Here is a 12,291-nt window from a genome sequence, read left to right on the forward strand (position 1 = left end):
CAACCGAAGGAACATCGTGACCGAGCAGATTACGTCGCCCACCGACCCGGGCACCGACATCGAGATCAAATCCAGGAAGCGGTGGCCGTGGGCGCTCGCCGCGGCGGGGGTCGTGGCCGTTATCGTCGGCGGACTCGTCTTTGCGAACTACACCAACCAGGACAAGCCCTTCGGGCCCGACCTCGAGGTTGCGACGTGGAGCACCGACATCGCGGCGGAGAACCTGCTGTCCTACATCGCCGAGAACGTCGCACCCGAGCACGGCATCACGATCAAGCCGGTCAAGATCGACAATCTCATCGAGATCAACCGCGCCGTCGACGCGGGCAACGTGGCAGGCAACTTCTTCGAACACCAGCCCTTCCTCAATGACGCCATCGCGGCCAACGGATTTCAACTCACGCTGGCCGCACCGACCTTCACCTGGGATCAGGCGACGTACTCGAACTCGTACCGCAGCTGGGATCAGCTGCCGAGCGGGGCCAAGATCGCGCTGCGCGACGACCCTGCCGGTCAGGCGATCGCGCTGCTCGACCTGGCCCAGGCCGGGCAGATCACGCTCAAGCCGGGTAAGGACACCGTCGCGGGTCTCCCGCAGCTCAGCGACGTCGCGTCGAATCCCAAGAACTACCAGTTCGTTCAGGTGCCGATCGGTCAACTGGCCCGCAGCCTGGCCGACGTGGACGCCGTCGTGGTGCACATCTCCGATGTCTACGCCGCCGGATTGACCGAAGACCAGATCCTTGCCCGCCACCCCGCGCCGAAAGGCAGTGAGGGCGGACTGGTGGTCAGCAACAAGCACCTCGACGACCCGAACGTCCAGAAGCTCATCGAGACTTTCAAGGATCCCAAGATCGCCGACTTCCTGCAGAACACCGACAACAAGCTGATCCGCGACACCCTGGGGCCGATTTCATGACAAAGCGCCCGCTGTACTTCTCGGCGTTCGTGATGAACACCGCATCCCATGTGCTGCACGGGCTTTGGCGCGCACCAGAGGCCGACAACCACAAGTTCAACTCGCTGCGGCACTGGACTTCGCTGGCCACGGCGGTCGACAAGGCCGGATATGACCTGCTGTTCTTCGCCGACGTCTTCGGCTTGCGCGCACCGTGGAACGGCAACTGGCGCAAATCCGTCGAGTCGGGCATCCAGATCCCGGTCAATGATCCGTCGGTGCTCGCGTCGGCGCTGGCGGCCGCGACCGATCACCTGGGCATCGTCTTCACCAGCTCGATCGTCCAGGACCATCCGTTCAACTTCGCCAGGCGCATGTCCTCGCTGGACCACTACACCGGTGGCCGGCTCGGCTGGAACATCGTGACGAGCTTCAACGAGAACATGTTCCGCAGTTTCGGGCATGAGGGCACGCTCGCCCACGACGAACGCTATGAGTGGGCCTACGAATACGTCGACGTCACGTACAAGCTGTGGGAGGGCTCGTGGGACGAGGACGCCCTGGTGCAGGACAAGGAACGCAGTGTGCACTCCGACCCGGCAAAGATCCACAAGATCAATCACGCCGGCAAGCGCTACCGGGTCGAGGGCCCGCACTTCTCGTCGCCATCACCGCAGCGCACACCGGTACTCTTCCAGGCCGGCTCGTCACCGGCCGGTCAGCTGTTCTCGGCCCGCAACGCCGAGGGCGTCTACATCAGCAGCCCGAACCCCGCCGCCGCACATGGGCTGACCACCGAAACCCGCGCGCTGGCAGCGGAAAACGGCCGAGATCCGCAGGACATCACGTTCGCGCAAGGCCTGTCGTTCGTGATCGGTGACACGCATGCCGAGGCCGTCCGGCGCAACGACGAACTCAAGCGTTACCTCGACCTGGAGGGGATCGCGTTGCACGCGCTCGGCGACGCCGGGATCGACGCGGGCGGTCTGCCGCTGGACACCCCGATCAGCCAACTCGGCGAGTTCACCGGCATCAAGAGCTTCATCCGTTGGGCGGCCGAAGCTTCCGGTAACGCCGAACCGACCATCCGCGACATGGCCTGGGTGTTGGAGGGCGCCAACCGCATCGTCGGCACGGCCGACGAGATCGCGGACCGCCTCGAAGAGTGGCGCGAGGCCGGCGTCGACGGCATCAACGTCTACCACGCGACGGTTCCCGGATCGTTCCAGGAGGTCGCCGACCGCCTGTTCCCGACGCTCCGAGAGCGCGGGCTCATCAGCACCGACAAGTCGGGCACACTGCGGCACAAACTGCTCGGACGCGGCGACCGGCTGCCGGCCAGTCATCCGGCCGCGGCCTATCGCGGTGCGTTCACCGACAACGACCTGCTCAACGGCGCCGGCGAGCGCCTCAGCGCCCCTGCGTGATGTAGGCCTGCAACTGTCGCTGTTCGGCCTCGAGTTCCTCCATCCGGGTTTTCACCACGTCGCCGATGCTGACGATGCCCGCGAGCCTGCCCTCGTCGAGCACAGGAACGTGGCGCACCCGGTTTTGCGTCATCAGGACGCTGAGGTGGTCGACGGTGTCACGCGGGGTGCAGGTGGCGAGCACCGTCGTCATGATCTCCGACACCGGCTGGGCCAGCAGGCTGCTGCCGCGCTCGTGCAGTTTGCGCACCACGTCGCGTTCGGACACGATGCCGGCCAGTCCTTCGGAACCGACCACCACCATGGCGCCGATGTTCATCTCGTGCAGCCCGGCCAGCAGTTCTGCCACCGTGGTCTCCGGGGAGATCGTCACCACCGCCGCGCCCTTGTTTTTCAGCACGTCCGCGATCCGCATCGCCCGCCTCCGATCGTGATTCACCTCACACCAGGCTAGGTCGGAGACGGTCTGGGCGAAAGGGTATTCGCCACGGCGCCCGACCGGGTATACCTGGGCCATGATCGAGGTCACCCTGCTGGGGACCGGCAGCCCCATCCCGGATCCGGACCGGGCCGGCCCGTCGACCCTGGTCCGGGCCGGTGGCCAGACGTTCCTCGTCGACTGCGGCCGCGGTGTGCAACAGCGCCTGGCTGCAACGGGATCGGGTGCCAACGCGCTCAGCGCGCTGTTGCTGACGCACCTGCACAGCGACCACATCGCCGACCTGGGCGACGTGATCATCACGCGCTGGGTGACCACGTTCGTCCCCGACCCCGCGCCGCTGCAGATCATCGGTCCACCGGGGACGGCCGACGTGGTGAACGCGACGCTACGGGCCTTCGGGCACGACATCGGTTACCGGATCGCTCATCACGCGGACCTCACGGCTCCCCCGCCCGTTGAGGTACACGAATGCACCGAGGGCACCGTGTGGGACCGCGACGGCGTGCGCATCCTGGTGGCGCCCACCGATCACCGCCCGGTGACGCCGACCATCGGATTCCGCGTCGAGCATGCGGGCGCTTCGGTGGTGCTGGCGGGCGACACCGTGCCGTGCGAGAGCCTCGACCGGCTGGCCACCGGGGCGGGAGCATTGGTACACACCGTGATTCGCAAAGACCTCGTGAATCAGCTTCCGATGCAGCGCATCCGCGACATCTGCGACTATCACTCCTCGGTTGAGGAGGCGGCTGCGACGGCAGCCCGTGCGGGGGTCGGCATCCTGATCCTCACCCACTACGTGCCGGGCATCGCCGCGGGCACCGAGGACGAGTGGCGTGCGTTGGCCGCGTCGGCGTTCGACCGGCAGATCGAATTGGGCGACGACCTGCACCGGGTCGAAGTTCACCCGGGCGTGTGTGCCCGGTCGCGCAGCTGATCGGCCGCGCCGGCCGCCACGTCGAGATCGGCCCCGGCCCAGGGCCGTCCGCGCGTGATGAGCACGGCGTGCTCGATGCCGAGTCGGGCGAGCTCCAGACACCGCTCGACCAGCCGCGCGACCGACTCGCCGGGTTCGAGCGCCGTGGTCACCGTGCGCTGGACCGCGTCGGGGCGCCGCCCGACCTCGGCGCAATGCCGGTCGAGCACCGCGAGTTGTCCTCGGATCGCACGGCCGCCGTCCGGAACGTCGAACTGGTTGCAGGCGTCGCCGTACTGTGCGACGAGACGCAGCGTGCGACGCTCACCCGTGCCGCCGATCAACACCGGAGGATGCGGCACCGTCACGGGCCGCGGATTGCCGGTGGGTCGCTGAGCGGTGAGATACTCACCGCGGAAGGCGGTTTGGTCGCCTCGCCACATCTTTTCCGCCAACTGAAGCAGTTCGGTCATCCTCGCGAAACGTTCCGCCGTGTCGGGCAGGAACAGTCCCATCGCGGTCGCCTCGGCCGCGTTGTAACCCGCACCGAGGCCCAGCCAGGCGCGGCCGCTCGACAGCACGTCGAGCGTCGTGACCGCCTTGACCAGCAGGGCAGGCGCGCGGAACGTCGCCGCGGTCACCATGGTGCCCAGCCGGATGCGGCGCGTCGCCGCGGCGAGGTAGCCGAGCACGGTGTAGGCCTCGAGCATGGGCTCGTCGCTCTGACACGATGGATCGGCCTGCACGAGATGATCGGCCACCCACAGCGTGTCGACGGCCGTGCCGTCGAGAGCAGCGGCCAGCGACAGCAACCGCTCGGGAATCGGCTGGGGCCACGAGTAGTTCGTGACGCTCACGCTGAGTTTCATGTGCGGCTCCGGCGCTTCGGCAGCAGTACGCCTACCACGATGAGCCAGATGAACCCCGTGAACCGTGCGATGGGTAGCACCACTGATGTCTCGGGCCAGATCAGCACCAGCGTCGCGAGTTCCGCCAGCACGGCGATCGCGAGGCCGATCCACGCCACCGCCCGAGGCAGCAGTCCGAGGATCAGGCTCGGCACCGCAACACCGGCCAGCAGCAACCCGAGTGCCACGATGTGCCCGACGCCACCGGTGAGAAACACCAGGTAGTACAGCGCGCGGATGAGCCCGTCGTCGACCACCACCTCGGGTCTGGACATGGTCCAGCAGACCAGCCCCGCCAGCGCGAGCGCCCCTGCCGCCAACGTGCCGCCGGCCAGCGCGATCGTCGCGCCGGGCGCGGTCACACCGAGCTGGCGCAGGCGGGTACTCACCGTCGCGACGTAGACCGCGAGCGGCACCGACGCCGCGAACGTGCCCACGGCACTGGCCTGCACCGCGCCGTGGTGGTCGTGGACGTATCGCAGGACGTCGGCGGCAGCGCCGTACGGCAGCGGCATCACGCCGCCGAGCGCTATGCCCACGGCGACCCCGGCCAGCAACAACCCGAGCGAAACCGCCGCGACCGGGGCCGGCGGTGGTCCGCCCTGCCGCCGCGCGGTCCTGATTCGATCGACTGTTGAATCGTTCATAGTTTGAACGATATGCCCGCGGACCGCCCACGGCAAGCACGTGAATATTTTCAGTTGTGAACCATTTGTCAGTGATACGGTTTCGGTGTGGAGACGGGCGACACCGCGGCATTCCTGCTGGCGCAACTGGGCCACCGAGCGGCAACGCTGTTCGCCGAGCAGATGGCGTCGGTGGATCTCACCCCGCCGCATGCTGGCATCCTGCGGGCCATCGGCACGCAGCCCGGCCTCAGCCAGCAGTCCCTGAGCAGCCAGCTGGGCCTGCTACCGAGCCGAGTGGTGAGCTATGTCGACGACCTGGAGAACCGCGGCTACGTCGAGCGCCGCCGCAACCCCGACGACCGCAGGCTGCACGCGCTGTTCCTCAGCGCCGCGGGCAAGAAGATGCTGCGCCGCATCGGGGAGCTGGCCCACCGGCACGACGAGCGGATGACCGCGGGCCTCGACGCGGCACAACGCGAGAATCTACGTACGTTGTTGCAGACGCTGGCCGAGCAGCACGAGCTGACGCCCCACGTGCACCCCGGTTTCCGCAACCTCGGCCGCGCGGGTGGCGGTCCGGTCAAGCCAGCCGGGTGATCTCGACCACCACGTCCAGGTCGGTCGAGCCTTCGCCGGAATAGATGCCCTTGAGCGGCGAGACATCCGAGTAGTCCCGGCCGACACCGACACTGACGTACTGCTCGTTGATCTCGGCGTCGTTGGTCGGGTCGTAGTGCCACCAGCCGCCGGTCCACGCCTGGATCCAGGCGTGGCTCTGTCCGTCGATCGTGTCGCCCACCGCCGCCTTGGCCTTGGGGTGCAGGTATCCCGAAACGTACCGGGCCGGGATGCCCATGGACCGCAACATGATCAGCGACAGGTGTGCGAAATCCTGGCAGACCCCTTTGCCTTCACGCAGCGCGTCCAGACCCGACGAGTGCACGCCGGTCGTACCTGGCACGTAGTCGAGTTCGCCGCGCACCCACTCCGACACCGCGATCACCGCGTCGTGCGGTTCGTGGTCCTTGGCGATGCGCTCCCCCACGCGGGCGATCCGCTTGCTCCGCGGCGTGTAGTGGGTCGGGCCGAGCACCTCGTCGAACCGGTCGAACACCGGCTCGGACCGCAGATCCTCCCAGCTGACCTGCTCCTCGGGCCGCTCGCCGACCTCGGTCTCGACCACCGACGACGACGTGACCTCCAGTTCGGTGTGCGGCGCGTGCAGATCGAACGCCGTGACCGCGGTCCCCCAGTAGTCGACATAGCGATAGGACCGGGTGGCCGGCACGGTCTCGACCCGGTTGAGGATGACGTTCTGCCGGGAATCCGAACGTGGCGTCAGCCGCGCCTCGTTGAACGACGCCGTCACCGGTGACTTGTAGGCGTACCCGGTCGAGTGCACCACCCGCATGCGCCACATCTAGATCTCACCCTCCTCGATGACGAGCGATTCGCGGCGGCCGGCGTCGGTCCACGCCACCCACGGAGCCGAATGGAAATACTGCAGCGCCAATGCTTCTCCGACATCACGGCAGGTCTTTTGCAGACCGGCCAGGCGCACCTCGAGGGATTCCAGCACCGCGCCCGGTTGCAGGAACTCGAGTTCGCTGCGCGCGCGGCCCAGCAGCCGCTGGGCCTCGTCTGTCGCGCCGAGGCGATTGTGTGGCCGGTTGAGCAACTCGTCGAGATTGTGTTCGGCCAACCGCAGCGAGTGGAAGATGGAGCGCGGAAACAGCCTGTCCAGCAACATGAATTCGACCACGCGACCGGCGTCGAGCACACCGCGGTAGGTGCGCAGGTAGGTGTCGTGCGCGCCTGCCGAGCGCAGCAGGGTCACCCACGCCGGCGACGATGCGCTGTCCCCGACGCGTGACAACAGCAACCGCACGGTCATGTCGACGCGTTCGATCGCGCGCCCCAGCACCATGAAGCGGTAGCCGTCGTCGCGGCTCAGCGTCGAATCCGCCAGGCCGGCGAACATCGCCGCGCGCCCCTCGACATAGGACAGGAACTCGTGCGGGCCGAGGCGTTTGGCCGCGCGCTCGCGCTCGGCCAGCGCGTTGTAGGTCGTGTTGAGGCACTCCCAGATCTCTGTCGACGTGACTTCGCGTGCACCGCGGGCATTTTCACGAGCCGCCGAGATCGAGTCGACGATCGAGTTGCCGCTGCTGTCCCGGCTGAACGCCACGATGTCGGTCAGCGACCACACGTCGAGGCGTTGTTTGGGCGGCTCGATACCGAGCACCCGCAACAGCGTTCGCGACGCCTTGTCCGGGTCGACGCTGGCGTCCTCCAACAGCTGGTGCACCGTGACGTCGAGGATCCGTGCCGTGTCGTCGGCACGCTCCACATAGCGTCCGATCCAATACAACGATTCGGCGTTGCGCGCCAACATCTACGCCACCCCCCTGTCACTGCTGTTGTTGTGACGACGAACCATCGGCGCCGGCGTCGCCTTTGGGGCCCTTGGCCGACTTGGGCAGCGACCGAACGACTTCGGCCGCTGCCAGCTCGCGATCGGCCACCGACGTCCGCGACGCGAGCACCCAGGTGTCCTTCGAGCCGCCACCCTGGCTGGAGTTGACCACCAGCGAGCCTTCGGGCAGCGCGACCCTGGTCAACCCGCCGGGTAGCACCCACACGTCGTTGCCGTCGTTGACCGCGAACGGTCTGAGGTCGACGTGGCGCGGCGCCAGTTTGCTGTCGATCTGGGTCGGCACGGTCGACAACTGCACGACGGGCTGCGCGATCCAGCCCCGCGGATCGCTGCGGATCTTCTTGATGATGGTCGCGAGTTCCTTCTCCGAGGCGTCGGGTCCGAACACGATGCCGTATCCGCCGGAGCCCTCGACCGGTTTGATGACCAGCTCTTCGATCCGGTCGAGCACTTCCTCGCGTTCGTCGTCGAGCCAGCACCGGTACGAGTCGACGTTGGCCAGCACGGGTTTCTCACCCAGGTAGTACTCGATGATCGTCGGGACATAGGTGTAGACGAGCTTGTCGTCGCCGACCCCGTTGCCGACCGCACTGGAGATCACCACGTTGCCTGCCCGCGCGGCGTTGAGCAGCCCCGCGACGCCGAGCACCGAGTCGGGCCGGAATTGCATCGGATCCAGGAAGGCGTCGTCGATACGCCGGTAGATTACGTCGACCTGACGTTCGCCCTCGGTGGTCCGCATGTAGACGGTGTTGTCGCGACAGAACAGGTCGCGGCCTTCGACGAGCTCCACGCCCATCTGCCGGGCCAGTAGCGAGTGTTCGAAATATGCCGAGTTGTAGACGCCGGGCGTCAGCACGACCACGGTCGGGTCCGCGACGTTGGTGGGAGCCGCGTTGCGCAGCGCACGCAGCAGATGCGACGCGTAGTCGCCGACGGCGCGCACGCGATGGGTGGCGAACAGGTTCGGGAAGACCCTGGCCATCGTGCGCCGGTTCTCCATGACGTACGACACCCCCGACGGCGACCGCAGGTTGTCCTCCAGCACCCGGAAGTCGCCCTTGTCGTCGCGGACCAGATCGATGCCCGCGACGTGGATGCGCACGCCGTTGGGCGGGACGATGCCCGCGGCCTCGCGGTGGAAGTGCTCACACGACGTGACCAGCCGGCGCGGGATGACGCCGTCACGCAGGATCTCCTGCTCGCCGTAGATGTCGTGGAGGTACATCTCGAGCGCTTTGACACGTTGGGTGATGCCCCGCTCCAACCGCGACCATTCGGCGGCCGAGATCACCCGGGGCACCAGATCGAGCGGAAACGGACGTTCCTGGCCGGACAGCGAGAAGGTGATGCCCTGGTCGATGAACGCGCGGCCCAGGGCGTCGGACCGGGCCTGAAGTTCCGACGCGTCCGACGGAGCAAGCTCGGCGAAGATGCCCTTGTAGGGGCCCCGGACGTTGCCGGCGGCGTCGAACATCTCGTCGAAGGCCTCTGAGTACCGGCCGAGGTTGTTGTAGCCGTCGAAGACGCCGCGGTGTTTGACGCGCGTCTGCCCGCCGTTGCGCGCGGGCCGGGACGTCTTGTCAGGCAGTGTCACATCTGCTCCTCGCGTCCGCGGTGTTCGAAGGCTCACCCCCACATGCTGCACCACGTGTGCAGTTTTCGCCGGTTCAATGACATGACCCGTTTCAGCAGGCCAACGCGCCGTTGAAGTGGTAGAACAGTGCGACAGGACTGGGGTCCGGCGACCGCCACTTTGGGAGATCGGGTGCCACACTGGTACCCTGAACAGTCGCTGCCCGCTGTACGTGCGGGCGCGCACAGACTTCAGTAAACCCCAGCTAGAAAATTAAGAAGGAACTGCTACGTGGCCAACATCAAGTCGCAGGAAAAGCGCATCCGCACCAACGAGCGTCGTCGGCTGCGCAACCAGTCGGTGAAGTCGTCGCTGCGCACGGCCATCCGCGGCTTCCGCGAGGCCGTCGAGGCGGGCGAGAAGGACAAGGCCACCGAGTTGCTGGTGTCGACCAGCCGCCAGCTCGACAAGGCCGCCAGCAAGGGGGTCATCCACGCCAACCAGGCCGCGAACAAAAAGTCCGCGTTGGCACTGGCGCTCAACAAGCTCTGATCTGGACGCTTTACCCCGCGGCGAGTTGCGCCACCCGGCGCACCGCCGCCTCAAGGGCGTAGTCGGCATCTGCCGCTGCGCCCTTTACGTCTGCATTGAGGGCGGCCACCACCCGCATCGCCTCGGCGACCGACTCGCGCGACCACCTGCGGGCCTGCTTCTGCGCCTTCTGCACCCGCCACGGCGGCATGCCCAACTCCCCGGCCAACCGGTACGGATCGCCTGACAACGGCCCGACCCGCGCGATGCTGTGCACCGCCTCGGCCAGCGCGTCGGCCAGCACCACCTGCGGCTCGCCACTGAGCATGGCCCACCGCAGCGCCTCGGCGGCACCCGCCACGTCACCCACCACGGCCTTGTCCGCGATGTCGAAACCCTTCACCTCGGCCTTGCCGCTGTAGTAGCGCCGCACCGCGGCGACGTCGACCTCTCCGCCCGTGTCGGCCACCAGCTGCGAGCACACGGCCGCGAGTTCCCGGAGGTTGGAGCCGACCGCATCGAGCACCGCGTTGACGGTGTCGTCGGACACTTTGGCCCGCAAGCTGCGGAATTCACGGCGCACGAAATCCGCGCGCTCGCCCGCCTTCGTGATGCGTGCGCACGGATGCACCTGTGCGCCAAGCTTTTTGAGCTGATCAGCCAACGCTTTGGCGCGCCCGCCGCCGGCGTGGATGACGACGAGCACCGTGCCGGGCGGCAGATCGGCCGCGGCAGAGGCGATCAAGGCCACCGCGTCCTTACCCGCTTCGGCCGCCGATTCGAGCACCACGAGGCGTTGTTCGGCGAACAGCGAGGGACTCAGCAGCTCGGCGAGTTCACTGGTGCTGACCTCGCCCGCTCGCAGCCGGTCCACCGGCACGTCGGAGGTGCCCGCCTGCGCCCGCACATCGCGCAGCACCGCCCCGACCGCGCGTTCGACCAGCAGTTCCTCATCGCCCAGCACCAGGTGCAGCCCATCGGTCACGCCCATGATCGTGTCACGCCACCCCGACAGCGCCGACAACCTGGCCCGCGAGCGCCCACGCGAGCAGGCACAACGCCAGCGCGGTCAGCGCATGACGCGTCCACGGCCGCCGCCACAGCACCACGACGGCCACCCCGCAGATGGCAACCGACACCACCCCGGGCAGCCCCGACGGTGTCGGCACGGAGGCACCGGGCACCGCAGAAGCCCACCGGGCCACCGACAACAGCCACCACAACTCCGGCCCGGTGAACCGGATCAGGAACTGCGCTCCGGCGGGCCACAGCGCCGACAGCGCCGCCGCGGCGGTGCCAAGCACCGTGATGGGCGGGATGACCGCGGCGACCGCCAGATTGGCGGCCACCGCCACGACGCTGAACCGGCCCGAGATGCCGGCCACCAGCGGCGCCGTCACGAGTTGCGCGACGACCGCGACGCTGACCGCCGCCGCAAGCGGCTTCGGCCAGCCGCGGGATTCCAGCCGGCGCGTCCATACCGGCGCGAGCACCACGATGCCTGCGGTCGCAGCGACCGACAGCGCGAAGCCGGCGTCCACGGCGAGTTCGGGCGCCAACACCATGAGCACGATGACGCCGGCGGCCAGCGCGGGGATCGCCTGACGGCGCCGATGTGTCAGCACCGCCAGCAGGGTCACGGCACCCATCACCGCAGCGCGCAGCACACTGGCCGACGGCTGCACCACCACGACGAAGCCGATCAATCCGAGCGCCGCCAACCCGACCGCGGCCCTGGGCCCGATCAGCGCAGCCGTCATGAGCACCGCACCGCACACGATGGTGACGTTGGCGCCCGAAACAGCCGTCAGATGCGTCAGGCCCGCCGTGCGGAACTGCGCGGTGGTCTGCCCCGTGACCGTCGAAGTGTCGCCGAGTACCAGCGCAGGCAGCATCGCCGCCTGGTCGGGCGGCAGAGCGCGTCGTGCCGCATCGGCGAAACCCGCCCGAACACGTTGCGCGGCCTGCTGTATCGACGACGGATCACCGAGCTCGGGCCGCCCCGTCGCCGACAGCACGGCCACCGTGAGGTCACGGCGGCTGGGCCGGCCGACAGTGGCGCGGAACACCGCAGGCCGTCCGACGGTCAGCGCGCCATAGCCTGCGCTCGACGCGAACACCAGAACCCGCCCCGAGCTGGCCACTCCGTCGAGCTCGTGCAGGGCGGCGCGAAACATCAGCCGACCGCCGTTGACCACACGCGGGCTCTCCGTCGGGCTGACACGCACCTCGGCATTTAGGCCGAACCGCGCGGTGATCGGGTGGTGCCGCACCTGGTAGGTCCGCACCCCGACGGCAACGGTGAAACCGACGCCCACCACCGCGACAGCGATGACCGCGGCGCCCACGCGTGACGCCCCGGCCCGGTGCCGCCAGCGGGCCAGCGCACCGGACGCCAACACCGAAGCGGCAACTGCCACAACGGCTCCCAGCGGCGGCCACAGAATTCCGGTGGCCGTCACGGCCCACGCGGTCAGCGCGGCCGGCGCCAGGCGCAGATCGAGACGCTCGGTGTCCTGCGGCGGCACGG

At 68.1% G+C, this 12,291-nt stretch carries 13 protein-coding genes; 5 read left to right on the forward strand and 8 right to left on the reverse strand.

Annotated elements, in window-relative coordinates:
• Nucleotides 1-16 precede the first annotated feature (16 nt).
• Both G6N67_RS37655 and G6N67_RS37660 read left to right on the forward strand, forming a co-directional pair.
• Nucleotides 17-919, forward strand: a complete 903-nt coding sequence (locus G6N67_RS37655; protein WP_036442707.1) for a MetQ/NlpA family ABC transporter substrate-binding protein — start codon at nt 17-19, stop codon at nt 917-919.
• The gene (locus tag G6N67_RS37660) at nt 916-2,325 is read left to right on the forward strand and encodes an NtaA/DmoA family FMN-dependent monooxygenase (RefSeq protein ID WP_036442705.1); all 1,410 of its coding nucleotides are present in this window, start codon (nt 916-918) and stop codon (nt 2,323-2,325) included. The genes G6N67_RS37655 and G6N67_RS37660 overlap by 4 nt, the downstream gene beginning before the upstream one ends.
• Here the strand turns inward: G6N67_RS37660 and G6N67_RS37665 are convergent.
• Nucleotides 2,309-2,740 carry a CBS domain-containing protein gene (locus tag G6N67_RS37665; protein ID WP_036442703.1) on the reverse strand — a complete coding sequence of 144 codons (432 nt, stop codon included), beginning with the start codon at nt 2,738-2,740 and terminating at the stop codon, nt 2,309-2,311. The two genes, G6N67_RS37660 and G6N67_RS37665, sit on opposite strands and share 17 nt — an antisense overlap.
• Nucleotides 2,741-2,840: 100 nt before the next feature.
• On the opposite strand from G6N67_RS37665, the gene G6N67_RS37670 reads away from it, so the two are divergent.
• Complete coding sequence (locus G6N67_RS37670) at nt 2,841-3,701, forward strand: ribonuclease Z (RefSeq protein WP_036442702.1); 861 nt, start codon at nt 2,841-2,843, stop codon at nt 3,699-3,701.
• Here the strand turns inward: G6N67_RS37670 and G6N67_RS37675 are convergent.
• Together G6N67_RS37675 and G6N67_RS37680 are read right to left on the reverse strand one after the other, a co-directional pair.
• Nucleotides 3,668-4,549 carry a TIGR03560 family F420-dependent LLM class oxidoreductase gene (locus G6N67_RS37675; RefSeq protein WP_036442699.1) on the reverse strand — a complete coding sequence of 294 codons (882 nt, stop codon included), beginning with the start codon at nt 4,547-4,549 and terminating at the stop codon, nt 3,668-3,670. The genes G6N67_RS37670 and G6N67_RS37675 overlap by 34 nt on opposite strands.
• Nucleotides 4,546-5,235: a hypothetical protein gene (locus G6N67_RS37680; RefSeq protein ID WP_179976787.1), complete on the reverse strand. Its 690-nt coding sequence runs from the start codon at nt 5,233-5,235 to the stop codon at nt 4,546-4,548. The genes G6N67_RS37675 and G6N67_RS37680 overlap by 4 nt, the downstream gene beginning before the upstream one ends.
• An 87-nt stretch (nt 5,236-5,322) precedes the next feature.
• On the opposite strand from G6N67_RS37680, the gene G6N67_RS37685 reads away from it, so the two are divergent.
• Nucleotides 5,323-5,814, forward strand: coding sequence for a MarR family winged helix-turn-helix transcriptional regulator (locus G6N67_RS37685; RefSeq protein ID WP_036442697.1), 492 nt, complete (start codon nt 5,323-5,325; stop codon nt 5,812-5,814).
• On the opposite strand, the gene G6N67_RS37690 is transcribed toward G6N67_RS37685, so the two are convergent.
• From G6N67_RS37690 to G6N67_RS37700, 3 genes are read right to left on the reverse strand one after another with little or no spacing between them, the layout of a single operon-like run.
• Nucleotides 5,798-6,637, reverse strand: a complete 840-nt coding sequence (locus G6N67_RS37690; protein WP_036442694.1) for a transglutaminase family protein — start codon at nt 6,635-6,637, stop codon at nt 5,798-5,800. The genes G6N67_RS37685 and G6N67_RS37690 overlap by 17 nt on opposite strands.
• Nucleotides 6,638-7,612 carry an alpha-E domain-containing protein gene (locus G6N67_RS37695; protein ID WP_036442692.1) on the reverse strand — a complete coding sequence of 325 codons (975 nt, stop codon included), beginning with the start codon at nt 7,610-7,612 and terminating at the stop codon, nt 6,638-6,640.
• A 16-nt stretch (nt 7,613-7,628) separates the two neighbouring features.
• Nucleotides 7,629-9,131, reverse strand: a complete 1,503-nt coding sequence (locus G6N67_RS37700) for a circularly permuted type 2 ATP-grasp protein (protein ID WP_163642561.1) — start codon at nt 9,129-9,131, stop codon at nt 7,629-7,631.
• Nucleotides 9,132-9,521: 390 nt separating this feature from the next.
• Between G6N67_RS37700 and rpsT the strand changes: the two genes are divergently transcribed.
• Nucleotides 9,522-9,782, forward strand: coding sequence for a 30S ribosomal protein S20 (gene rpsT, locus G6N67_RS37705; RefSeq protein WP_036442690.1), 261 nt, complete (start codon nt 9,522-9,524; stop codon nt 9,780-9,782).
• A 10-nt stretch (nt 9,783-9,792) separates the two neighbouring features.
• Here rpsT and holA read toward each other — a convergent pair whose 3' ends face one another.
• Together holA and G6N67_RS37715 are read right to left on the reverse strand one after the other, a co-directional pair.
• The gene (gene holA / locus G6N67_RS37710; RefSeq protein ID WP_036443375.1) at nt 9,793-10,752 is read right to left on the reverse strand and encodes a DNA polymerase III subunit delta; all 960 of its coding nucleotides are present in this window, start codon (nt 10,750-10,752) and stop codon (nt 9,793-9,795) included.
• Between the two features lie 7 nt (nt 10,753-10,759).
• Nucleotides 10,760-12,289 (reverse strand): ComEC/Rec2 family competence protein, encoded by a 1,530-nt coding sequence (locus G6N67_RS37715; protein WP_036443372.1) that lies wholly within the window; start codon nt 12,287-12,289, stop codon nt 10,760-10,762.
• Between the last annotated feature and the right edge of the window lie 2 nt (nt 12,290-12,291).

Origin of the sequence: Mycolicibacterium mageritense (genome assembly GCF_010727475.1) — a bacterium.
Taxonomy (GTDB): Bacteria; Actinomycetota; Actinomycetes; order Mycobacteriales; family Mycobacteriaceae; genus Mycobacterium; species Mycobacterium mageritense.